Here is a 23593-nt window from a genome sequence, read left to right as displayed (position 1 = left end):
CGTCAGCCGTCGCCGCCGTCGGAGGGCTCGGGGGTCCCGGTGCCGCCCAGCTCCTCATGGGCCTCGATGGCACGCTGCAGAGCGTCCTGTAGACGCTCCTGCGCCTCGCCGTACTTCTGCCAGTCGTTCTCCTGCATGGCCTTCTCGGAGTCTTCGACGGCCTGGTCCATATCGACGAGAGCCTGGTTGAGCCGCTCGTTCGCGTCACCGCCGGGGGCCGGGGCAGGCTTCTCACTCTCACCGCCCTCATCGGCCGGCTTCTCACTCCCCTCCTCGACGTCACCGTCACCCGTCTGGGTGCCGGCAGTGCCGGAGGGAGCGGTGGAATCGGAGACCTCGGCATCACCCGCGGCTGCGCCGGAGTCGCCGCCGAAGACGAGGTCGAGTGCCTCATCCAGGGTCGGGGCGAAGCCGATCTTCTCGCCGAAGGAGACCAGCACCATCTGTAGCAGCGGGTACTGCGTACCGCCGCCGGTCTGCGAGGACTGCAGGTAGACAGGCTGGACGTACAGCAGCCCACCGCCCACGGGCAGGGTCAGCAGGTTGCCGTTGATGACCTCGGAGTTGCCGGACTTCAGCAGGTTCAGCGCCTTGGACACGTTGGGCTCGGCGTTGAAGGTCGCCTGCACCTGGCCAGGCCCGTTGACCGGGTTCGAGGTCGGCAGCACCAGCAGCGTCATCTCGCCGTAGCTGTCCGCCGGGTTGCCCTCGGTGCTGCCGGTCTCGGAGTCCACGGCCAGATAGCCGGTGAGCACGTTCTGCCCCTCGGAGGGGATGAAGCTCGACGACAGCATGAACCGCGGGGAGTCCGCATCAGGCATCTGCATGGTCAGGTACATCGGCGGCTGGGGCGGCTGCTGACCGGCCGTGCCATCGGAGTTGGTGGGCGCCGGCACCGTCGGATCCGGGGAGACCTGCCAGAAGTCCTGCTGGGTGAAGAAGTCATCCGCGCCGGTGACGTGGTAGGTCGACAGGATTTGCCGCTGCGCCTTGAAGTAATCGGCCGGGTAGCGCAGATGGCTCATGAGCTCGCTGCTGATGTCCTCCGCCGGACGCAGCGCACCGGGGAACACCTCGCCCCAGGCCTTGAGGATCGGATCCTCGGTATCCCAGGTGTACAGCGTCACCGAGCCGTCAAAGGCGTTCACCGTGGCCTTGACGGAGTTGCGCATGTAGTTGGCGGAGCGCACGCGGTTGGCGGCGGTCTCGTTGGGGTTGGTCTGGGAGTCGTTGACCGTCTGGTCCAGGTCCACGGACTGGGCGTAGGGATATTCGGTCGTGGTCGTGTAGCCGTCCACCACCCACACCAGCTCCCCGTCCACGACGGCCGGGTACATCTGGGAGTCCAGCGACAGGAACGGCGCGACCTCCCGCACGCGACGCTGCGGGTCGCGGTCGTACAGGATCTGCGACTCCTCGTTGAGGTAGTTGGAGATCACGATGTTGGGGTCACGGAACTTGATGGCGAACAGCAGCTTGTTGAAGAAGCTGCCGACGGACGGCCCGCCGTCACCCTGGAAGGTGTTGTAGACCTGGTCGCCGCCCTCTTCGTCTTCGGTGCTGCCGCGCTGGTAGTCGAATTCTTCGGGCTCCGCACCCGCGGGGGCGCCGACGATCGAGTAGTCCGGGGAGTGGCGGCCGAAGTAGATGCGCTCCTCGTACTCGCCCAGCGCTCCACTGCCGGGCACGCCGGACTGCAGGAAGGCGGGTTCGCCGTCGGCGTTGCGACGGTTGCCGTAGGAGGCGGCGGTGCCGTAGCCGTGCGTGTAGATGATGTGCTGATCCACCCAGGAGCGGTCGGCCAGGCCGAATTTGTCCGGCCGCAGCTCGCGCACACCGATCACGGTGTCCTGCAGCTCGCCATCGATCTCGTAGCGGTCCACGCTCAGCAGCTCGTCGAAGCCCCAATAGCGGCGGTTGGCCTCACGCTGCTCGAAGGTGGGCGAGATGACGTTCGGGTCCATCAGGCGGATCTGCGCGGTGGTGGATGCATCGGCGCGCAGCGCCCCGGTCTCCGCTTCAGTGGAAGCGGTGTAGGGCCTGACGTTCACGTCATCGAGATTGAAGGCGGTGCGGGTGGCGTCGATGTTGTTCTGGATGTACGGCTGCTCGAGCGCGCGCTCGTTGGGCTGGACCTTGAACTGCTGGATCAGCGCCGGGTAGGCGGTGCCCACCACGATGGTGGACAGGATCATCAGGCCCGCACCGATCGCAGGGATCTTCCAGTTGTCCTGCAAGATCCAGACCACGAACAGGGCTGCGACGAAGATCGAGGCGATCGCGAGGATGGTCTGGGCGGGCAGGATCGCGTTGTGGTCGGTGTACGAGGCGCCCTCGAAGCGCGGGTGCGAGGCGGTGAGCAGGTCGTAGCGCTGGAACCAGTGACCGGCGCCCAGCAGCAGCACGTAGATCGCAGCGAGCACACCCAGGTGGCGCCGCGCGGTCTTGGTCACGTGCAGTCCGCTCTCCTGCCCCCAGGCGACACCGCCGTACACGAAGTGCCCGACGAGCGCACCGACGATCGCGACCAGCAGCACGAACTGCCCGAAGGAGATCAGCAGGTCGATCAGCGGCAGCTGGAAGACGTAGAAGGAGATGTCGTTGCCGAAGATCGGGTCGCTCTGTCCGAAGGACTGCGGGTGCAGGAACAGCTGGACGAGCTCCCAGGCGCGGGACAGGGCCAGGCCCCCGAAGGCACCGATCACGACGGGTGCCCCGTAGGTCAGGCCTTTGCGCAGCGGATCCACGGCGGCGCGGAACTGCTCGAGAGCCTCCTGTTCACGGGTCACCGGAGGGTAGATGGGGCGCTTGGTATAGGCCAGGCGCAGGCTGATGAACAGCGGCACCGCGAACAGCACCACGCCGATCACGAACAGCACCGCCTGGGTGATCCAGCGGGTGAGCAGCACATCGGTGTAGCCCAGCTGCTCGGTCCACAGGTACTTGGTCCACACCTCGGAGGCGATCACGAGCAGCACCACAGCCAGGGCGAGCACGCCGAGAGTGATCGCCAGCGGCGAGATCTTCCGCGAGTCCTTCGAGCTCGGGGAGGATGCCGGTCGGGGACGCGGCCGGGGCATGTCGCCGAAGGGGGCGGAGAAACTCACGGAAAACCTCAGGTGCCTCGGGGTGGGCGCCGTCGCTGGCCCTGCGTCTGCGCAGGGCCGGTGCCTCGGCGCCGGGTACAGTGTGGTGCCACCGCGCAGTGCGACGGCCTATCCATTCTGTCAGGCGAATCTGCAAGGAACCTCTCGATACGATGACGACTTCCGCCGATGATCCGCTGGACGCCCCCACCGCTGCGCTCGCCGCAGCAGTGCTCGAGGTGGCACGGCATGTGGGTGGACAGCCACTGGCTGCGCCGCATCTGTTCGCGCTGGCCCGCTCCGCAGAGCTGCTGGCCTCCTCCCCGGGGATCGCGGCGTTGCTGGGCATCGGCGAGCAGGGCACCGACGCACCCGATGCGCTGCACCTGACACCCATCGACCTGGAGATCGATGCTCCCGCCGGCGCGGACCCGCTGGCCGTCCTGGAAAGCGCCGATTGGCCAGACCTCACTGCGGGCGGTGCGATCACCTGCGATCTGGCGCCGCAGAGCTGGAACGTGGCGAGCACCTCCCCCACCGATGCCGGGCGCCGCGCCCCACGCTCTTCTGACGCACCGCTGAGATCCTCTGACGCACCGCTGCGGGTGGTCGTCGCGGCCCTGGCCGATGGCACCACCTGGTCGGCGCTGCACCGCGGCGACGAGGACGGGTATGTCCTCGGCGCCGCGCTGCTGCCGGAGATCACGTCCGCGCTGCTGCATACTTTGCGCGAGCGCGGCTGACGCTGCCCATCGGCCGGTGTGCGGAGCGATCCGCGCACCGCCCGCGTCGATCCGCGCGCTGTCCGTGCGGTGAGGCATCAGAACGGTGCGTCGACCAGCTCCCTCTCCGTCTGCTCAGAGCCCGCGATCTCCCCGGTCTCGGGGTCGGCTGTCGGCTCATCGTCGGAATCGATGGGCCGCTGGGTGGTGGGGTGCATATCGGGCACGTCCCGGTCACGGGCCGGCCGCAGGAAGGGGCCGACGGTACCGGCGTTGAGGTCGTGGCCGATCGCCTCCGCCTGCATGGTCAGCGAGAAGCGGTCCTTGCCGTCCTGGTCGGTCCACTGCGAGGTGTACAGGCGGCCGCTGATCATCAGCGCATCGCCCTTGCGCACGCAGCCTGCGACGTTGGTGGCCAGCTGCCCACGGCAGAAGACGGTGAGGTACTCGGTGTCGCGGTCCACCCAGTCACCGCTCTCGGGGTCTCGATAGGAGCTGGTCACAGCCACGCGCACCGAGGCGGACGGTTTGCCGTCCACGCTCTTGCGACTGCTCGCACCCTCGGTGGCATTGCCGCGCACAACGGTGTGGATGTCCTTCATGTCCTGGTCCTTCCTCTGTTCCGGGTCCATCCCGGTCTCGGCTCCGTGCCGATGCCTCCCAGCGTCGCGATCACCGAGTGTCTGGACCAGCGCGGGGCCGAAAATGTGGATAACGGGCCGTTGTGGAGGAAAGGTCGATGCGCCCGTGCACCATCCGCACCGCGTGCGCACCCTCGCAGTCTCCGCACAGCACAACGGCCGACCCCGTGGCGGGGCCGGCCGTCTGTGCGGTGCGCGAACGCGGGTCAGGCGGTGGGGACCACCAGGCCGGTCGCGTTCTTGCGGGCGTTCTCGAAGCGAGCCTGCACATCCGCCCAGTTCACGATGTTCCAGATCGCCTTGACGTAGTCCGCCTTGACGTTCTGGTAGTCGAGGTAGAAGGCGTGCTCCCACATGTCCAGCTGGAACAGCGGCACGGTAGCGACCGGGATGCCGTTCTGCTGGTCGTAGAACTGCTCGATGACGAGGTTCCCGCCGACGGGCTCGTAGGCGAGGATCGCCCAGCCGGAGCCCTGGATGCCCAGGGCGGCGGCGGTGAAGTGCTCGCGGAACTTGTCGAAGGAACCGAAGTACTCGTCGATCGCGGCGGCCAGCTCACCGGTGGGCTTGTCGCCACCCTCCGGGGAGAGGTTCTTCCAGAAGATGGAGTGGTTGGTGTGGCCACCGAGGTTGAAAGCCAGGTCCTTGGAGAACTGGTTCACGGTGCCGAAGTCGCCGGCCTCACGCGCGGCGGCGAGCTTCTCAAGGGCGGTGTTGGCGCCCTTGACGTAGGTGGCGTGATGCTTGGAGTGGTGCAGCTCCATGATCTTGCCGGAGATCGAGGGATCCAGGGCTCCGTAGTCGTAGTCCAGATCGGGAAGCGTGTACTCCGCCATGTGGATCATCCCTTCATGAGGTGGGTGCGCGACCAGGGGTGTGGACCGCGCCGTGTGATCCATCCTGCCATGTCAGATTCTGCAGCGGGGCCGCCTGTGCTGGCGGCGAACACCGGGGGCACTGTGGTGGTGGCGTGTCAGCCGCGGGTGGGACGATGATCCGATGACGTCCGCCGATGGGGCCCTGCCCGCCCTGTTCTCCCCGGCCACGCGCACGTGGTTCGCGGAGTCCTTCGCCGCGCCGACGCCAGCGCAGTCCGCGGCCTGGGAAGCGATCGGCCGCGGCGAGGACACCCTCGTCGTCGCCCCCACCGGCTCGGGCAAGACGCTCGCGGCCTTCCTCGTAGCGATCGACCGCCTGGCGAGCGATTCGAGGCGGCGCGGACCAACAGGTCGATCCCGGGCAGGCACCCGGGTGCTGTACATCTCGCCGCTCAAAGCCCTCGGCGTGGATGTGGAGCGCAACCTGACCTCACCGCTGGTCGGGACCACCCGCACCGCCGAACGGCTCGAACAGCCGCACACACCCGTCAGCGTCGGCGTGCGCACCGGCGACACGCCACCTGCAGAGCGCCGACGGCTCGCCGCGCATCCTCCGGACATTCTCATCACCACGCCGGAGTCGCTGTTCCTGATGCTCACCTCCCAGGTGCGCGAGACCCTCACCGGGGTGGACACGGTCATCGTCGATGAGGTCCACGCGGTGGCGGGCAGCAAGCGTGGAGTGCATCTGGCGCTGTCACTCGCGCGGTTGGATGCCATGCTCGTGGCGCCGGCGCAGCGCATCGGACTGTCGGCCACGGTGGAGCCGGTGCAGGAGGTCGCAGACTTCCTCACCGGAAACCGTCCCGGACGCACAGTGAGCATCATCCGCCCGCCGTCGGCGAAGTCCTGGGACCTGCGGGTGAGCATGCCGGTGGCGGATCTGCAAGCGATCGAACCGCCCGCGGACGCCGCCGAGGACGAGGACGTGGCCGGAACGATCTGGCCGCATGTGGTGCGGTCGATTCTGGAGCAGGTCCTCGCCCACCGCACCACGATCGTGTTCACGAACTCCCGCTCGCAGGCGGAGCGGCTGACCGGGCGGCTGAACCGCCTGAACGCCCGGCGCATCGCCGCGGCAGGGGCCGATAGGGACGGTGGCAGCGCTGATGAGACGGCACCGCCGGAGGTTCCCGATATCGCCCGCGCCCATTACGGCTCGATGTCCAAGGAGGTGCGGGCCGGGATCGAGGAGCAGCTGAAGGCAGGACAGCTGCGGTGCGTGGTGGCCACCAGCTCGCTCGAGCTGGGCATCGATATGGGGGCGGTGGATCTGGTGCTGCAGGTCGCCGCACCGTTCTCGGTCTCCTCCCTGCTGCAGCGCGTAGGCCGAGCGGGGCACGATGTGGGCGCGACCTCCCACGGCACCCTGCATCCGCTGCACGCCGGTGACGTGCTCGTCAGCACGGTTGCGGTGCAGGAGGCGCTCGCGGGACGGATCGAACCGCTCGTCGTGCCGAGGAACGCCCTGGATGTGCTGGCCTAGCACACCGTCTCTGCCGCCGCGATGGAGGATCTCGAGGTCGAGGACTGGTTCGAGCTGGTCCGCTCTGCGCACCCGTACCGGGCGCTGCCACGCAGCGCCTTCGACCAGACGATCGACCTGCTCGCGGGCCGCTACCCCTCGACAGCGTTCTCCGAGCTGCGTCCGCGCCTGGTGCATGACCGCGAAGCCGGGATCCTCACCGCCCGGCCCGGAGCGCAGCGTCTGGCGGTCACCAGCGGCGGCACCATCCCCGACCGGGGCCTGTTCCCGGTGTTCCTCGCCGCGGGATCCGAGGACTCCCAGCCGAAGCGCGTCGGGGAGCTGGATGAGGAGATGGTCTACGAGTCTCGCCGCGGAGACGTCATCACGCTGGGCACGAGCTCCTGGCGGATCGAAGAGATCACCGCCGCGCACGTGCTGGTCTCCCCCGCCGTCGGGCTCAGCGGCCGGATCCCCTTCTGGCATGGCGACGGGGACGGGCGGCCCGCGAGCCTCGGCCGGGCGATCTCCGCCGCGCAGTCCGAGCTCGCCGCACTCCCCCGCCCCGAGGCCGACGAGCAGCTGACGGGGCTCGGCCTGGACGAGAACGCGCGCACCGTGCTGCTCGACCTGCTCGACGAGCAGCAGCAGACAACCGGCGCGGTGCCCGGCCCGGACCAGCTCGTCGTCGAGCGCTTCCTCGACGAACTCGGGGACTGGCGGGTGGTGCTGCACTGCGCGGCCGGGCAGCGGATCACGGGGCCGTGGGCGCTCGCCGTCGGCGCCCGGGTCGAGGAGCGCTACGGCCTGGACGGCCAGGTGATGGCCGGGGACGACGGGATCGTGCTGCGCATCCCGCACGGCGAGCAGCCGCCCGGCGCGGACCTGTTCCTGTTCACGCCCGAGGAGATCGAGGAGGAGGTGCGTCGTCTCGTCGGCTCCTCCGCTCTGTTCGCCGCGAGGTTCCGGGAGTGCGCGGCCCGGGCGCTGCTGCTGCCGCGGCGCGACCCGAACCAGCGGGCGCCGCTGTGGCAGCAGCGCCAGCGCGCCGCGCACCTGCTCGAGGTGGCCAGGCCGCATCCGGACTTCCCGATCATGCTCGAGGCGGCGCGGGAGTGCCTGCAGGACGTCTACGACCTGCCGGCCCTGGTCGAGCTGATGGGGCAGGTCAGGCGGCGTCGCCTGCAGGTGCGCGAGGTCGAGACCCCCTCGCCTTCTCCCTTCGCGCGCTCGCTGCTGTTCGGCTACATGGCGCAGTTCCTGTACGACACCGATGCGCCGCTGGCCGAGCGCCGCACCGCCGCCCTCGCGTTGGACCAGTCGCTGCTGGCCGAGCTGCTGGGCACGGTGAGCCTGCGCGAGCTGCTGGATGCCGAGGTGATCGCCGAGGTCGAGCAGCGCCTGCAGGGACTGACCGAGGAGCGGGCGCTGCGCGGGCCCGAGCAGATCGCCGACGCGCTGCGCCGTCTGGGCCCGCTCACCCCCGCGCGAATCGCCGAGCGTGCCGTGGACGGCCTCGATCTCGACGCGGCCCGCGCCGAGCTCGAGCAGTCCCGCCGCGTGCTCACGGTGCGGATCGCCGGGGCGGAGCATCTCGCGGCGGTCGAGGACGCCGGTCTGCTGCGCGATGCGCTCGGCACGGCGCTGCCGCCGGGGATCCCCGAGGTGCACCTGGCCGCGGTGGACCGGGCGGTCCCGCAGCTGCTCTCCCGCTGGGCGCGCGGCCGCGGCCCCTTCCTCGCCGACGCGCCGGTGCAGGCCTTCGGTCTCGCGCCGGGGGTGGCGCGGGCCGCGCTCGAGCAGCTCACCGCCGAGGGGGTCCTGTCCCAGGGCGAGTTCACGCCCGGCCGGGAGGGCGAGGAGTGGGTCGAGGTCGAGGTGCTGCGCCGCATTCGCCGCGCGAGCCTCGCCGCGTCCCGGCGGGAGATCGCCCCCGTCGCGGGGCCCGTCTATGCGCGCTTCCTCGGCCAGTGGCAGCACCTGGTGGGGCGCCGCGCCGGCGGCCGACGGGAGCGCGGCACCTGGACCGGGCAGGACGGGCTGCTCTCGGTCGTGGACCAGCTCGCCGGGGTGTCGCTGCCGCTGTCGGCCTGGGAGAACCAGGTGCTGCCGGCGAGGCTGCCGGAGGTGACGCCCGCCCTGCTGGACGCCGCCTTCGCGAGCGGGGAGCTGATGTGGACCGGTCACGGCCGCCTCGGCGCCGACGACGGCTGGATCCGTCTCCACCTCGCCGATGCCCTCCCCCTGGGGCTCGACGCCGACGCGCTCGAGGAGGCCGCCGGCGCCCTCCCGGACGGTGCCCTCGCCAGCCGGATCCTCGCCCTGCTGCGCACCACCCCGGGCGCGCTGCGGCACGGAGAGATCCTCACCGCGCTGGCGGACGATGGGGAGGCGGCGCGGCCGCAGGACCTGCACGAGGCGCTGTGGGACCTCGCCTTCACCAGCCTGGTCACCAACGACTCCTTCGAGGCGCTGCGCTCCTACGGCCGCGGGCCGGCCAAGGCGCCGTCGCCCCGCACCCCGACGCGCTCACGCAGCCTGGGACGTCGGGGCGCGGCGCGGCTCTCCGCGGCGATGATGCGCCAGGGCGCGTCCAGCCCCTCCGAGCTCGTGACCGGGCCCGCCGGTGCCGGGCGCTGGTCCGCGGTGCGGGTCGAACCGGTCGATCCTGCCGCCCGTGCCGCGGCGCTCGCGACGCTGCTGCTGGACCGCCACGGCGTGGTCACGCGCGGGGCGATGGATGTCGAGGACGTCCCCGGCGGGTTCGCTGCGGTGTACCGGGTGCTGGCCGCGCTCGAGGAGAACGGCAGCTGCCGCCGCGGCTACTTCGTGGACGGGCTCGGCGCCTCCCAGTTCGCGCCCGCCGAGGCGGTGGACCTGCTTCGCGACCGGGACCGGGAGACCGAGGCCGGACGCGACGCCGAGGGGCCCGACGGCGGCACGGCAGGCCCGTCGGCCGAGGCGGTCGCCGTTGCGCTCGCCGCGACCGATCCGGCGAACCCATACGGCGCGGCGCTCCCCTGGCCGGCCCTGCCGATCGCCCCGCCCGAGGGGACCACGGCGCGGCCTGCCCGCCGCGCCGGTGCGCTCGTGCTGCTGCGGGACGGACATGTCCAGGCCTATGTCGACAAGGGCGGGAAGCACCTGCTGTGGTGGGCGGACGAGGAGGCGACGCCCGAGGCCGCCGCCCAGCTCGTCCGCGCGATCGCCGAGGACTCCCGCCTGCCGCAGCTGCGGATCGAGCGGATCGACGGGCACGGGATCGACACCGAGCCGGTCGCGGCGATCACGGCCGCGCTCGCGGAGGCCGGCTGCTACCGCTCACCGCGCTCGCTGCGACTGCGGGCGGGTGATCGCTGATGCCCGAGGGTGACACCGTCGCGCGCCAGTGCCGGATCCTCCACGACGCGCTCGCCGGCGCCGTGCTCACCGTCTGCGACCTCCGGGTCCCGCGTGCGGCGACCGCGGATTTCACCGGCTGGAGAGTCCACGAGGTGCGCCCGCGCGGCAAGCACCTGCTGATCCGGCTCCTCCCGCCCGCGCCCGGGGCACCGCCGATGACGTTGCACAGCCACCTGATGATGGACGGGATCTGGCACGTAGAGGGGAGGGCGCTGCGCTCGAGCGACACCAGCGCCGGGCCGCGCACCCGCGACACGATCCGGATCGTGCTCGAGGCCCGGCACGAGGACGGTCACGAGGTGCGGGCGATCGCCTACGACGTGAAGCAGGTGAAGATGCTGCGCACGGCCGACGAGGAGCAGCTGCTCGGGAACCTCGGCCCGGACCTGCTCGATCCCGCGTGGGACGAGGATTCGACCCTGCGGGAGCGGGCGCTCGTGAACCTCGCCGCCGAGCCGGGGCGGCCGATCGGCCTGGCGATCCTCGACCAGCACGTCCTGGCGGGGATCGGGAACATCTACCGCAGCGAGCTGTGCTTCCTGCGCCGGCTCCACCCCGCCGCTCCCGTCTCCGCGGAGCAGGACCCGGGCGCGCTCATCGACCTCGCCCATCGCCTGCTCGTGCTGAACCGGGACCGTGAGGTGCGGCTGACCACCGGCGGGATGCTCGGCCGGGACGGGGACCTGTGGGTCTACGGCCGCGGCGGGAAGCAGTGCCGCCGCTGCCGCACCCGCATCCAGCGCGGCGAGCTCGCCGAACCGCGGCTCGAGGGCACCGAGGCGCGGGTGCTGTGGTTCTGCCCCCGCTGCCAGGCCGGGCCCGGCGCCCCGGCCCCGTCGGCGGCCCAGCGGCGTGGCCGACGTCGCTGAGACGGACCGCGCTCCTGGCCGTGGCGACGCCGCGACCTCGGTAGACTCGTGCGCCGTCAGCCTCCATAGCTCAATGGATAGAGCAACGGCCTTCTAATCCGTAGGTTGCAGGTTCGAGTCCTGCTGGGGGCGCTCAGAGCGGGTCCTCACCCGCGTCACAGCCGACATCGGCGACGGGGTCGGGGCGGATGCCCCCGGCATTCGGAGGCGCAGGAAGTCTCCGCCACTCGTGCGCAGGTCCGCGGAGGTCGCATCGTGCAGATCCCCGACCGCACGATCGAGCCGTGCTTTCTCCGCCGGGCCGAGGACCGAGCAGCCGGGCGACGGCGTCCGAGCCCCTCGCGCTTCCGCCCCCAGGCATCCGCCGCCTCACGACGCCACCCTCGGACATCGCTCACCGACGTCTTCCACACGACAGGTTTGCCTCACCTTACTTAGGTACTGCTAACCTTTATTCGGCCCCGCCCCTCTTCCGACGAAAGGTCCCTCCGTGAAGCGTCTCGCCGTCCTCCCTGCCCTGCTGGCCTCTGCGACTCTCGCCCTCACCGCCTGCTCCGCCGGCGGCGCGGGCGCCACTCCCGAGGGGGACTCCGCCGGCGCGGTGACCTTCACCCATCCCACCCTCGCCGACCTCGAGATCGCCTTCGACGAGCAGCCCGACACCCTGGTCATGGACTGCTACGCCTACAGCTCGCTGCACGAGTACGGGGTCGAGCCCGACGCCCTGTTCGGCTTCGACTGCGAGAATCCCTTCGTGATGGGCGACATCGACATCAGCAGCATCGAGCGGGTCGGGCAGGACGGCGAGATCGACGTCGAGAAGCTCGCCGCGCTGCAGCCCGACGCCGTCATCGGCCAGGGCGATGCCGCGGGCTGGTCCTGGTTCGACGAGTCCGTGAACTCGCAGCTCACGCGGGTCGCACCGTTCATCCCGCTGCCCAGCGCCGAGACCATCGACGAGGAGATCGAGGCGACCCGCGACGTGGCGGGGTTCCTCGGCGGGGACGTCGACTCCGAGGCCGTGACGCAGGCCGACGCCGACCTCGAGACCGCGAAGGAGGAGCTCGCCGCCGCGCTCGAGGGCAAGGACCTCTCGATCATGCTCGCCAGCCCCACCAAGGAGATGCTGTACACCGCCGTCGGCTTCCAGCAGGCCGCCCTGCTCGAGGAGGCCGGCGCCACCGTCGTCGGCGGCGAGGCACCGGCCGAGGGCAACCCCTGGGGCCAGGTCGCCTGGGAGGAGGCCTCCTCTCATCCCGCGGACGTGATCCTCATCGAGGGCTACGGCGAGGACTACTCCTTCACCGCCGACCTGTGGGAGGAGCTGCCCGCGGTCCAGGCCGACCAGCTCGGCAGCTGGGGCTCCAAGGGCGCCATGACCTCGCGCGCCTACGCCGACTGGCTCACCGAGGTCACCGCCCTGGTGGAGTCCGCGGACGACGTCGCCTGAAACCGGATGACGCCCCCGTCCCCGCCCGGCACCGCACGCAGGGACCTCGCCTCGGCCGCGCCGGAGGACAACGCGGCCCGCCCGGCCCTTCTCCGTCGGCGGCGACTCCTGCTGATCCCCCTCGCGCTGCTGTGCCTGATCGCCCTCGGCGCGAGCATGCTCGTCGGCTCCCGTCCGATCCCGCCCGACGAGGTGCTGCGCTTCGCGCTGCGCCCCGACCCGAGCGAGGAGATCTCCCAACTGGTCTGGCTCTCCCGCATCCCCCGCACCGTGCTGGTGCTGCTGGCAGGGGCGGCGCTCGGCGTGGCCGGGGGCCTGATGCAGGCCGTCACCCGCAACCCGATGACCGATCCGGGGATCCTCGGGGTCAACGCCGGCGCCTCGCTCGCCGTGGTCGCGGGCCTGGCCTTCTTCGGGTTGACCGACATCTCCCAGTACATGTGGTGGTCCTTCGCCGGCGCCATGGTCACCTCCGTGCTGGTCTTCGCAATCGGCACGACGGGCCCGGCCCGTGGCAACCCGATCCGGATGACCCTCGCCGGCGTCGCGCTGGGCGCGGTCCTGTCCGGGTTCACCTCGGCGGTGCTGTTCACGAACTCCGAGGTGCTCGAGCGGATGCGCGGCTGGTCCGCCGGGACCACCGCCTCCCAGCCGCTGGAGGCGACGCTGCAGATCGCCCCCTTCATCCTGGCCGGTCTCGTGATCGCGGTGCTCAGCGCGCGGGCGCTGGACGTTCTCTCCCTCGGCGACGCCGCGGCCGTGGCGATGGGTGCCCATCCCCAGCGCACCCGCGTGGTGGTCCTGATCGCGATCGCGCTCCTGGCGGGCGGTGCGACGGCGGCGGCCGGCCCCATCGGGTTCATCGGCCTGCTCGCCCCGCACCTCGCCCGAATGCTGGTCGGCCCGCACCAGGGCTGGATCATGGCCTGCTCCGTGCTGATCGGGCCGATCGTGCTGGGCCTCGCCGACTCCCTGGGCCGGGTGCTCACCGCCGGGGAGGTGCCGGTCGGCGTGGTCACCGCCTTCATCGGCGCGCCGGTGCTGATCTACATGGTCCGTCGATTCCGCGTCTCGGAGGCCTGAGCGATGACCACCCTCGATTTCGGGCGCCCCATGCTGCGCCTCGGCCCGGCGCACCGCCCGCTCATGCTCCTGGATGCCCGCTCGGTGCGGCTGTGCACCGGGCTGTGGACCGCGACCGTGCTGGTGGCTGTCTGGGCGGTGCTGTCCGGCGCCGCGGGCATCACCCCCGCCGAGGGCCTCGCCGCGCTCGTCGGCCGCGGCGACGAGTACTCGACCATGGTCGTCGCCGAATGGCGGGCACCGCGCATCGTGATGGCCGTGCTGCTCGGCGCCTGCCTCGCGATCAGCGGCGCCCTCTTCCAGAACCTCACCGCCAATCCGCTGGGCTCGCCCGATGTGATCGGCTTCCAGACCGGCTCCTACACCGGAGCCCTCGTGGTGATGCTCCTGCTCGGAGGCGGGACCACCGCCGTGATCGCGGGTGCCCTGGTGGGCGGGCTCGTCACCGCCCTGATCGTGTTCGCGCTCGCCTCCCGGCGCGGCGCGGTCCGCGGGGTGCGGCTGATCATCGTCGGGATCGGGGTCAGCGCGATGCTGGCCTCGGTGAACGTGTGGATCCTGCTGACCGCCACGGTGGAGGACGCGATCATGGCGAGCCTGTGGGGAGCGGGGAACCTCTCGGGCATGTCCTGGCCCCTCGTCGTGCCAACGCTACTGGTCTCGATCGTGTTCCTGGTCGCGGCCGCGCTGCTGGCGAGGCCGATGAAGGTGACGCAGGTGGGCATCCCCTTCGCCACGGCCCTCGGCCAGAACGTCCGCGCCGTGCAGATCGCCGCGGTCGTGGTCGGCATCGGCCTGATCGCCCTGTCCACCGCGACGATCGGGCCGGTGTCCTTCATCGCGCTCGCCGCCCCGCAGATCGCTCGGCGCCTGGTGCGGGCCGACGGGCTCGCGCTCGGCCCGACGGCCGCGCTCGGCGCGCTCCTGCTGCTGCTGGCCGACGTGATCGCCCAGCGGGTCGACCCCGATTCCCCGCTGCCCGTCGGCATCGTCACGGTGTCCATCGGCGGGATCTATTTCCTGTGGCTCCTCATCAGAGAAGGGAGGACGCGATGACCCGCCTCCTCGTCGACGACGCGGCGCTCGGCTACGCCGACCACCTCGTCTGCCCGAACGTGTCCGTCGCGATCCCCGACCAGCGCTTCACCGTCATCGTGGGCCCGAACGCGTGCGGGAAGTCCACCGTGCTCAAGAGCCTCACCCGGCTGCTGACCCCGAGCAGCGGGCAGGTCCTCCTGGACGGGGAGGCGCTGCACCGCCTGCCCACCAAGTCCCTCGCCCGCTCGATCGGCCTGCTGCCGCAGGGTCCCGTGGCGCCCGACGGGATCCGCGTGGTCGACCTCGTGATGCGCGGCCGCTACCCCCACCAGCGTCTGTTCTCCCCGTGGTCGCCCGAGGACGAGCAGGCGGTGATCGCGGCGATGGAGGCGACGAGCATCCGCCACCTCTCCGGCCGTCTGGTCGACGAGCTCTCCGGCGGGCAGCGGCAGCGCGTGTGGATGGCCGTCGCGCTCGCCCAGCAGACCTCGATCCTGCTGCTGGACGAGCCGACCACCTATCTCGACCTCAGCCACCAGATCGAGCTGCTGGAGCTGTGCCGGTCGCTGAACCGCGAGACCGGCACGACGCTGGTCGCGGTGCTGCACGACCTGAACCAGGCCGCCCGCTACGCCGACCACCTCATCGCGATGAAGGACGGTGAGGTGGTCGCCGCCGGCGACCCTCACGAGGTGCTCACCGAGGACCTGGTGGCCGACGTGTTCTCGTTGGACGCCCGGGTGATCGTCGATCCGGAGTCGGGCACCCCGCTGGTCGTGCCGCGCTGGCAGCACTGAGCCGACGTGCCCCCTGCACGGCGCCGGACGCACCGCACGAGCGACCGCGGGCGCGGGCGCGGCGTCTGCGCGCAGGAAGCCCCGGTAGCGTGGGGTCGATCCTCGCGGGGCCCGTCGCCGGCCCGCGTCCGACCGACGAGCAGGAGCCGTCCCGATGATCCTCAAGGTGCTGAGCTTCGGCGCGATCGCGCTGCTGATCCTGCTGCGCCTCGCCCGCACCCGCTTCGGCGCACGGCTCCTGGGCATCTCGCTGCGGGTGCTGAACATCGTCTATCTCTTCGCGCTGGTGGTCGCCGGGATCCTCGCCGTCATCCTCGAGCAGTGGATCCTGCTGACCGTCGTGGTGATCCTGCTGGCGATCAGCCTCGTCGAGGAGATCCGTCGACGCTCGGCGCAGGCACCTGCCCGGGACGGAGACCGTCCTCGTCGAGGATGACCCGGGGTCGATATCTGGCTGCGCGAGGAAATGCTCGTCGCGGCTGACCACGAGCAGGCCGTTCCGGGCGGGGGCGGCGAGGCCGCGGGTCTCGACGTCCCGGTCCGCGCCGAGGGTGTCGTAGTGCGCGGGATCCGTGTCGCCGTCCTCGATCGCTCGCAGCGCTTCGGGCCGCGACCGGAGGCCGAGCAGGTCGGCGACGGCGGCTCCTGTGCGCAGCGACAGGTTCTGCGGCAGGCGGCCGACGGTGCCGGTCACGCCCTCGCGTCACAGGCCGTCATCCGTGCAGTCAGCGGCCGCCTCCCGCCTCGCCCAGCGCCTTGCTGTGGGCCGAGGACTCCCGGTTCCAGGTCTCGACCCAGGCCGGAAGCTCCAGGTCCGCCGGCGGTTGCCCGACCAGGTCCAGCACCTCGCTGACGTCGACGGAGCCGCCGGACCTGCGCAGGAAGCGCGCCCGGATCACGGCGTCGGCGATGACGGCGTCGCCGCGGCGGAACACCTGCTCCATGTAGATCCAGCGCTCGTCGTGGCCGATCACGCGGGTGGCGAGGTCGAACTTCTGCCCGAGCGTGAGGGACTTGCGGTAGGTGATGGTCTGTCCGGCCACCACCGGGTACCAGCCGGCGTCGGTGATCCGCTTCCAGAAGCCGGAGCGGAGCATGAGGTCCATGCGGCCCAGATCCATGATCGAGAGGTAGCGGCCGTTGTTCATGTGGCGCTGCACGTCGAGATCGGCGGGGTTCACGCGGAAGCTCGCATGGGAGGTGTCCCAGATGCCGAGCGGGGACTTCCCGCGCACGCGCAGGAAGAACAGCAGCATGCGGAGGTACATGTTCATGGCGGCTCCCTCCTGGGGCACTCGTCGGCTCGTCTTCGAGGCCTGATGACCACAGAGTAACGTGCGGTCGTCGTCGAGCCGCACCCTAGCCCGCGCGGGCACTCCCCCGGCAGGCCCGCCCAGGGGCGAGAGGCCTCGCGCTACTGTTGTCCGGTGACCTCCAGCTCCACTCGTGCCATCAACGACCGCATCATCTGGGTCGACTGCGAGATGACCGGCCTCGACAAGCAGCGTGATGCGCTGGTCGAGATCGCCGTCCTCGTGACCGACGCAGATCTGAACATCCTCGGGGACGGCGTCGACGTCGTGATCAAGCCCCCGGCCGAGGCGCTGCAGGGCATGGACCCCTTCGTGGTGAACATGCACACCGTCTCCGGCCTGCTCGAGGAGCTCGACGGCGGCATGACCCTCGCCGAGGCGGAGGCGCAGTGCCTCGCCTACGTGAAGGAGTTCTGCCCGGAGCCCGGCAAGGCGCCGCTCGCGGGCAACAGCGTCGGCACCGACCGCACGTTCCTGGACCGCGACGTGCCCGAGTTCGCCGGCTGGCTCTCCTATCGCACGATCGACGTCTCGAGCCTGAAGGAGCTGGCCAAGCGCTGGTTCCCGCGGGTGTACTACAACATCCCCGCCAAGCACGGCGGCCACCGCGCCCTCGCCGACATCCGCGAGTCGATCCAGGAGCTGAAGTACTACCGCCAGGTGCTCATAGTCCCCGAGCCCGGCCCCACCACCGCCCAGGCTCAAGAGGCCGCCCGTGCCTTCGAGCTGCGAGATACCCAGGAGACTGCCGTGACCGATACCGCTGCCCGCCCGCACCTGCCCTGGCTGGACCGCCCCTCGCATCACACCTGGCTGGAGGCCGAGGGCGATGAGCTGCTCATGTTCGGCTCCGAGTCCGTGCGGGAGGACGGCGGTTTCGCGTGGCTCAACTCCCAGGGTCAGCCGGACCTCTCCCGGCCCGCGGAGCTGTGGATCACCTGCCGCATGACGCATTGCTTCGCGCTGGGCCACCTGATGGGTCGGCCCGGCCTCGGCCGTCTGGCCGATCACGGGCTTACCTCGCTGCGCGACGTGTTCCGCGATGAAGAGCACGGTGGTTGGTACTCCGCCGTCGCCGATGGCTCCCCGGTGGATGACTCCAAGCAGGCCTACGCCCACGCTTTCGTGGTGCTCGCCGCCGCGAGCTGCACCGCCGCGGGCCGGCCCGGGGCGCGGGAGCTGCTGGATGAGGCCCTTACGGTGCTGGATGAGAAGTTCTTCGACGAGGCCGCGGGCATGAGCGTGGACTCCTTCGACCGCACCTTCACCGACTGCGAGCAGTACCGCGGCATCAACGCGAACATGCACACGGTAGAGGGCCTGCTGGCCGCCGCGGATGTCACCGGGGAGCGGCGCTGGCTGGATCGCGCCGTCGGCATCGCCACCCGGGCGATCGACGAGTTCGCGCGCGCCAATGACTGGGCGCTGCCCGAGCACTTCGACGTGGACTGGAACCCGCTGCTGGACTACAACAAGGACCAGCCCGCCCACCCCTTCCGCCCCTACGGCGCGACGATCGGCCACTGGATCGAGTGGGCGCGTCTGGTCCTGCACGCCCGCGCCGCGCTGATCGCTCTGGACGGCGAGGCGCCGGAGTGGATGCTCGAGGCCGCGACCGCGCTGATGGAGAAGTCCGCTGCGGCGTTCGGGGCCGATGGTCAGCCCGGCTTCGTGTACACCGTGGACTGGGACGGCACGCCCGTCTCGCGCGAGCGCATGCACTGGGTGCCGGCCGAAGCCGTCGGCGCCGCAGCGGTGATGTACCAGGTCACGGGCGAGCGGGTGTGGGCTGAGCGGTACGAGCAGTGGTGGGCGTACATCTCCGCCTACCTGCTGGATCCGGAGGACGGCTCCTGGTTCCACGAACTGGATCAGAACAATGCACCGCAAGGTGTGACCTGGCCGGGCAAGCCGGACATCTACCACGCCTACCAGGCCACGCTGATCCCCCGTCTACCGGTGACGCCCACGCTCGCCGCCGCGATGCGGGACGGGCTGCTGGACTCCACCCTCTGAGCTGAGCGCACGAAACTCAGCTGACCGCACCGCATTCAGCTGAGCGCATGTGACAGGGCGCCGACGATCCGCGCGACCGTCGGCGCCCCGTCAGCTGCACAGCCTGTCCTGCGCGAGCCGGCTCAGTCCTCCTCGAGGCGCGCGACCGCGGCATCCAGCCGCTGCACCTTCCCGTCCAGCTCCCCGCTGCGGCCAGGCCGGATATCAGCCTTCAGCACCAGGGAGGTGCGGGAGCCGTAGCGGGCGGCCTCCATCGTGGCGGCCTTGACCACTGCCATCACCTCATCCCACTCCCCCTCGATCTCGGTGAACATCGAGGAGGTGCGAGTGGACAGTCCGGAGGCACGCACCACGCGCACCGCTGCGGCCACCGCGTCATGCACGCTCGCGGCATCGGAGCTGTCATCGAGGGAGCGGGTGAGCGATGGGTCCGACGGCTCACCGGTGGGCTGGACGGAGAAGGCGACGATCATGCCGCCAGTGTGGAGGGCCGGCGGGGCGCGGGCAAGACGCATGGAATATCCTCCGCGGCGCTGAGTTCCCGGTGCAACGCGTCTCACACCGCCGGACGGGCATCTCGAGGCGACTTCCCCGGTGAGAGGCAGTATGATCGTCTCCTGTCGCGCCCACGCGGCGCGCATGGTGGTCGTAGCTCAGTTGGTAGAGCTCCTGGTTGTGGTCCAGGCGGTCGCGGGTTCAAATCCCGTCGATCACCCCACGAAAACGCCCTGGTCACAGGGCGTTTTTCGCATTCTCAGGGGTGCCGTTTCGGCGTCTGGACGCCATCGGCGTCGCCCGCGGCTTGTGCCCGCCCACAGCAGCACGGGATCATCGGCCCATGCACACTCCCCGACGTGTCCTGATCACCGGTGCCACCGGCGGCATCGGCGCCCACCTGGCCCAGACCCTGCGCGATGAGTACGACCTTCTCCTGCACGACCGCGACCCGAAGAAGGCACCCGAGGGGGCGCAGCTGAGGATCGCGGATCTGGAGGAATACGACGAGGTGCTCGCCCTCATGGACGGCGTGGACACCGTGGTGAACATGGCCGGTGCCGCCGTGCCGGACTCCTCGTGGGAGGCGGTGCTGGCGGCGAACCTCGTGGGCGTGCGCAATGTGCTCGAGGCCGCCCGCGAGGCGGGGGTGCGCCGCGTGGTGCTCGCCTCCTCCAACCACACGATGGGCATGTATGACCGGCATGAGCAGTGGCCGGTCTACCCCACACAGGTGCCGCGCCCCGATTCACTCTACGGCGTCTCGAAGATATTCGGCGAGGCCTTGGGCCGCTTCTACCACGACGAGCACGGCCTGGACGTGATCAACCTGCGCATCGGCTGGTTCAGCGAGAACCCGCTTGAGGCCGATGAGGACATTCTGCGCGCCATGTGGCTGAGCCCCGGGGACTGCACCCGCGTGGTGCGCTGCGCGATCGAGGCGGCGGTGACGCACGGTGAGTTCTACGCGATCTCCGACAACCCGAACCGTCGCTGGTCCATGACGAACACGACGCTCGAGCTGGGCTACCGCCCGCAGGACTCGTGGACAGAGCTCGAAGGCGCCCGCGAGGACGTCGTCGAGGGCGGCGCCGCGGTGCGCGACTCCTGGCCGGCGGACTCATGAGCATCCTCGCCCGCGTGCTGCGAGTGCTGCTGGCGCTCGTGATCCTCGCAGCGCTCGTGCACAACGCGGTCACGTCGGCCCGGGACGGGCTGCTGGCGCAGAACATCTCCTTCTTCACCAACCAGTCGAACCTCGCCCTGGTGGTGCTGATCGGCGCCTGGATGGCGCTGGGGTCCCGGCGCTCGGCCTGGTTCGATGATGTGCGCGGCGCCGTGACGTTCTACCTGGCCATGACCGGGATCATCTATGCGCTGCTGGTGGCGCCGCTGGATGAGCTGCTGCGCTGGGACATCGGCTGGACGGGGATCGTGCTGCACCGCCTGGCGCCCCTTGCCGCGCTGGCGGACTGGCTGCTCACCCCGCGCATCCACCGCCCTCGCTGGGCGCGGGTGCCCCTGTGGCAGATCTACCCGATCATCTTCCTGGTGCTGACGTGGATCCGTGGCGGCATCACCGGCTGGTACCCCTACGCCTTCCTGGATCCGACGGCCTCTTCCTGGGGCCAGGTGCTGGTGACCACAGCGGTGGTGCTGGTGGCGTTCCTCAGCATCGCGGTGGTGATCCACCTGGTGCAGGGGCGCCTGCGTTCCCCTGCGAGCGAACCGCGCACCACTGATACCCCGCAGGGGTATATGATCGCGTCTACGGATACCCCCTCCCGGTATCCCTGATTCGATCCAAGGAGCCCTCATGACCACCACCGATTTCACCGTCACCGGCATGACCTGCGGCCACTGCGAGATGTCTGTGCGCGAGGAGGTCTCCGAGATCCCCGGCGTCACCGCCGTGGAGGTCAGCTATGAGACCGGCCTACTGCGCGTCACCTCCGAGGCGCCGGTGGATTCCGATGCCGTCCTCGCGGCCGTCACTGAGGCCGGGTACAGCGCCAAGCAGGCCTGATCCCTCATGCCCACTCCCTCGTCGCCACCCCCTGCCCTCACCGAGATCGAGCTTGAGATCGACGGGATGACCTGCGCGTCCTGTGCGAACCGGATCGAGCGCAAGCTCGGCAAGCTCGAGGGCGTCAGCGCGAGCGTCAATTACGCCACCGAGAAGGCGCACGTCAGCGCTCCGGACACGTACACGGCGCAGGACTTCGTGGACGTGGTGAAGCAGGCGGGCTACAGCGCCACGATCCCCGCCCCGCCGACGCCGAGCGGCGACGGCCCGGCTGATACCGCTGCCGATGAGGACACCGATCCGGAGCTGGCCTCGCTGCGGCAGCGGCTGATCATCACCGCGCTGTTGACGGTGCCCGTGATCGTGCTGTCCATGGTTCCGGCCCTGCAGTTCACCCATTGGCAGTGGCTGTGCCTGACGCTCACGGCACCAGTGGTGGTGTGGGCGGGCTGGCCCTTCCATCGGGCGGCTGCGGTGAACCTCCGTCACGGTGCCGCGACGATGGACACGCTCATCTCCGTGGGCACTCTCGCCGCATTCCTGTGGTCGCTGTACGCCCTGTTCCTCGGGGAGGCCGGGCAGCCGGGACTCACGCACGAGTTCACGCTGCGCATCGAGCCCTCGCACGGCTCGGCGAACATCTACCTCGAGGTCGCCGCGGGCGTGACCCTGTTCATCCTGCTGGGGCGCTACCTCGAGAAGCGGTCCAAGCGCCAGGCCGGGGCCGCACTGCGCGCACTGCTGGACATGGGGGCCAAGGAGGTGGCGATCCTCGAGGACGGCACCGAGCGGCGCATCCCCATCTCCGAGCTCGCCGTCGGGCACGAATTCGTGGTCCGGCCCGGCGAGAAGATCGCCACCGACGGGGTGGTGCTCTCCGGCACCTCCGCGGTCGACGCCTCGATGCTCACCGGCGAGTCCGTGCCCGTCGAGGTGCGCGAGGGCGATGCGGTCACCGGCGCCACCGTCAATGCCGGCGGGCGACTGCTGGTGCGCGCCACCCGCGTGGGATCCGATACGCAGCTGGCCCGGATGGCCACCATGGTGGAGGAGGCCCAGTCCGGCAAGGCGGAGATCCAGCGCCTGGCCGACCGGGTCTCCGGCGTATTCGTGCCCATCGTCATCGTCATCGCGATCGGGGTGCTCGCGGCCTGGCTGCTGACCGGCCACGGCCCGGAGCAGGCCTTCACCGCCGCAGTCGCCGTGCTGATCATCGCCTGCCCCTGCGCCCTGGGACTCGCGACCCCCACCGCCCTGCTGGTGGGCACCGGCCGCGGCGCACAGCTGGGCATCCTCATCAAGGGCCCCGAGGTGCTGGAGTCCACGCGGCGCGTGGACACCGTGGTGCTGGACAAGACCGGTACCGTCACCACCGGACGCATGGAGCTGATCGACGTGATCCCGGCCGACGGGATCGACCGCGCTGCGCTGCTGCGCCGGGCGGGCGCCCTCGAGGCGGCATCAGAGCATCCGATCGCCCAGGCCATCGCCAGCGCCGCGGCGGAGCACGGCAACCTCCCGGAGGTCACGGACTTCGCGAACCTCGCCGGCCGCGGTGTACGCGGAAGCGTCGAGGGTGCGGAGGTCCTCGTGGGGCGCAGCGGGCTCGTGGAGGGCATGGAGCTACCCGCCGACCTCGCTCAGGCGAAGGAGGATGCCGAGTCCCGGGGACGCACCGCCGTTGTGGTCTACCACGGCGGCAGCGTCGAGGGACTGCTGGTGGTGGCCGATGCGGTGAAGCCCACCAGTGCCCGCGCCATCGCTCAGCTGCGGGACCTGGGGCTCACCCCGATCCTGCTGACCGGGGACAATGAGCGCGCCGCCCAGCAGATCGCCCGCGAGGTGGGGATCGACCAGGTTCGCGCCGAAGTCCTCCCCGAGGACAAGATCGCCGAGGTCACGCGCCTGCAGCAGGCCGGCCACGTGGTTGCGATGGTGGGCGATGGCGTCAATGACGCCCCTGCCCTGGCCCAGGCAGACCTGGGGCTCGCGATGGGCACCGGGACCGACGTGGCGATCGAGGCCGGGGACATCACCCTGGTGCGCGGTGATCTGCGCGCCGCGGCCGATGCGATCCGCCTCTCCCGCCGCACGCTGGGGACCATCAAGGGCAACCTGTTCTGGGCCTTCGCCTACAACACGGCGGCGATTCCGCTCGCGGCGCTGGGCCTGCTGAACCCCATGCTGGCCGGGGCCGCCATGGCGTTCTCGAGCGTGTTCGTGGTAGGCAACTCGCTGCGCCTGCGCTCCTTCCGCTCCCACGCCGATGACCCCTCCCCTGGCGATGACCACACCCCCCGCCGATGACCACG

17 protein-coding genes, 2 tRNA genes and 1 pseudogene are annotated in these 23593 nt (G+C 70.6%); 15 read left to right on the top strand and 5 right to left on the bottom strand.

What is annotated here, in order from left to right; translation table 11 throughout:
• Positions 1–2: 2 nt before the first annotated feature.
• Complete coding sequence (locus CJ197_RS02350; protein WP_233190601.1) at positions 3–3107, bottom strand: UPF0182 family protein; 3105 nt, start codon at positions 3105–3107, stop codon at positions 3–5.
• A gap of 152 nt (positions 3108–3259) precedes the next feature.
• On the opposite strand from CJ197_RS02350, the gene CJ197_RS02345 reads away from it, so the two are divergent.
• Positions 3260–3829, top strand: coding sequence for a PPA1309 family protein (locus CJ197_RS02345; RefSeq protein WP_102235146.1), 570 nt, complete (start codon positions 3260–3262; stop codon positions 3827–3829).
• A gap of 77 nt (positions 3830–3906) precedes the next feature.
• On the opposite strand, the gene CJ197_RS02340 is transcribed toward CJ197_RS02345, so the two are convergent.
• Positions 3907–4410: a single-stranded DNA-binding protein gene (locus CJ197_RS02340; protein ID WP_158239345.1), complete on the bottom strand. Its 504-nt coding sequence runs from the start codon at positions 4408–4410 to the stop codon at positions 3907–3909.
• Between the two features lie 245 nt (positions 4411–4655).
• Positions 4656–5285 (bottom strand): superoxide dismutase, encoded by a 630-nt coding sequence (locus tag CJ197_RS02335; protein WP_102235268.1) that lies wholly within the window; start codon positions 5283–5285, stop codon positions 4656–4658.
• 163 nt (positions 5286–5448) lie between these two features.
• Between CJ197_RS02335 and CJ197_RS02330 the strand changes: the two are divergent.
• From CJ197_RS02330 to CJ197_RS02295, 8 genes and pseudogenes are all read left to right on the top strand, one after another.
• A pseudogene (locus tag CJ197_RS02330) lies at positions 5449–10152 on the top strand (ATP-dependent helicase).
• The gene (locus CJ197_RS02325) at positions 10152–11063 is read left to right on the top strand and encodes a DNA-formamidopyrimidine glycosylase family protein (protein WP_102235144.1); all 912 of its coding nucleotides are present in this window, start codon (positions 10152–10154) and stop codon (positions 11061–11063) included. The pseudogene CJ197_RS02330 and the gene CJ197_RS02325 overlap by 1 nt, the downstream one beginning before the upstream one ends.
• 59 nt (positions 11064–11122) lie before the next feature.
• Positions 11123–11195: transfer RNA gene (locus CJ197_RS02320), tRNA-Arg, on the top strand.
• A gap of 358 nt (positions 11196–11553) precedes the next feature.
• On the top strand, positions 11554–12513 hold the full coding sequence (locus CJ197_RS02315; RefSeq protein WP_102235143.1) for an ABC transporter substrate-binding protein: 960 nt from the start codon (positions 11554–11556) through the stop codon (positions 12511–12513).
• A gap of 6 nt (positions 12514–12519) precedes the next feature.
• Positions 12520–13596 carry an iron ABC transporter permease gene (locus CJ197_RS02310; RefSeq protein ID WP_102235142.1) on the top strand — a complete coding sequence of 359 codons (1077 nt, stop codon included), beginning with the start codon at positions 12520–12522 and terminating at the stop codon, positions 13594–13596.
• A 3-nt stretch (positions 13597–13599) separates the two neighbouring features.
• Positions 13600–14652, top strand: a complete 1053-nt coding sequence (locus tag CJ197_RS02305; protein ID WP_102235141.1) for an iron chelate uptake ABC transporter family permease subunit — start codon at positions 13600–13602, stop codon at positions 14650–14652.
• Positions 14649–15431 carry an ABC transporter ATP-binding protein gene (locus CJ197_RS02300; protein ID WP_102235140.1) on the top strand — a complete coding sequence of 261 codons (783 nt, stop codon included), beginning with the start codon at positions 14649–14651 and terminating at the stop codon, positions 15429–15431. Before CJ197_RS02305 ends, CJ197_RS02300 begins: the two co-directional genes overlap by 4 nt.
• A 154-nt stretch (positions 15432–15585) precedes the next feature.
• The gene (locus CJ197_RS02295; RefSeq protein ID WP_102235139.1) at positions 15586–15867 is read left to right on the top strand and encodes a hypothetical protein; all 282 of its coding nucleotides are present in this window, start codon (positions 15586–15588) and stop codon (positions 15865–15867) included.
• 289 nt (positions 15868–16156) lie between these two features.
• Here the strand turns inward: CJ197_RS02295 and CJ197_RS02290 are convergent, their stop codons facing one another.
• Positions 16157–16705: a thioesterase family protein gene (locus tag CJ197_RS02290; RefSeq protein ID WP_102235138.1), complete on the bottom strand. Its 549-nt coding sequence runs from the start codon at positions 16703–16705 to the stop codon at positions 16157–16159.
• Positions 16706–16858: 153 nt separating this feature from the next.
• Here CJ197_RS02290 and orn point away from each other — a divergent pair, with 153 nt between their 5' ends.
• Entirely contained in the window at positions 16859–18760 is a 1902-nt protein-coding gene (orn, locus tag CJ197_RS02285) for an oligoribonuclease (RefSeq protein ID WP_102235137.1), read from the top strand.
• A gap of 122 nt (positions 18761–18882) precedes the next feature.
• On the opposite strand, the gene CJ197_RS02280 is transcribed toward orn, so the two are convergent.
• Positions 18883–19233 carry a thiamine-binding protein gene (locus CJ197_RS02280; protein ID WP_102235267.1) on the bottom strand — a complete coding sequence of 117 codons (351 nt, stop codon included), beginning with the start codon at positions 19231–19233 and terminating at the stop codon, positions 18883–18885.
• A 169-nt stretch (positions 19234–19402) separates the two neighbouring features.
• Here CJ197_RS02280 and CJ197_RS02275 point away from each other — a divergent pair.
• The 5 genes from CJ197_RS02275 (at position 19403) to CJ197_RS02255 (ending at position 23588) form a co-directional block, all read left to right on the top strand.
• Positions 19403–19478: transfer RNA gene (locus CJ197_RS02275), tRNA-His, on the top strand.
• Positions 19479–19598: 120 nt separating this feature from the next.
• Entirely contained in the window at positions 19599–20381 is a 783-nt protein-coding gene (locus CJ197_RS02270; RefSeq protein ID WP_102235136.1) for an NAD(P)-dependent oxidoreductase, read from the top strand.
• Positions 20378–21052 (top strand): Pr6Pr family membrane protein, encoded by a 675-nt coding sequence (locus tag CJ197_RS02265; protein ID WP_199173852.1) that lies wholly within the window; start codon positions 20378–20380, stop codon positions 21050–21052. Before CJ197_RS02270 ends, CJ197_RS02265 begins: the two co-directional genes overlap by 4 nt.
• Positions 21053–21071: 19 nt before the next feature.
• Positions 21072–21281, top strand: a complete 210-nt coding sequence (locus CJ197_RS02260) for a heavy-metal-associated domain-containing protein (protein WP_102235135.1) — start codon at positions 21072–21074, stop codon at positions 21279–21281.
• A gap of 6 nt (positions 21282–21287) precedes the next feature.
• Complete coding sequence (locus CJ197_RS02255) at positions 21288–23588, top strand: cation-translocating P-type ATPase (protein ID WP_102235134.1); 2301 nt, start codon at positions 21288–21290, stop codon at positions 23586–23588.
• Positions 23589–23593 lie beyond the last annotated feature (5 nt).

It is taken from the genome of Brachybacterium sp. UMB0905 (assembly GCF_002871795.1).
Classification (GTDB): Bacteria; Actinomycetota; Actinomycetes; order Actinomycetales; family Dermabacteraceae; genus Brachybacterium.
Note: the sequence above shows the minus strand (reverse complement) of the source record. Positions and strands in the feature narration are given on the sequence as shown.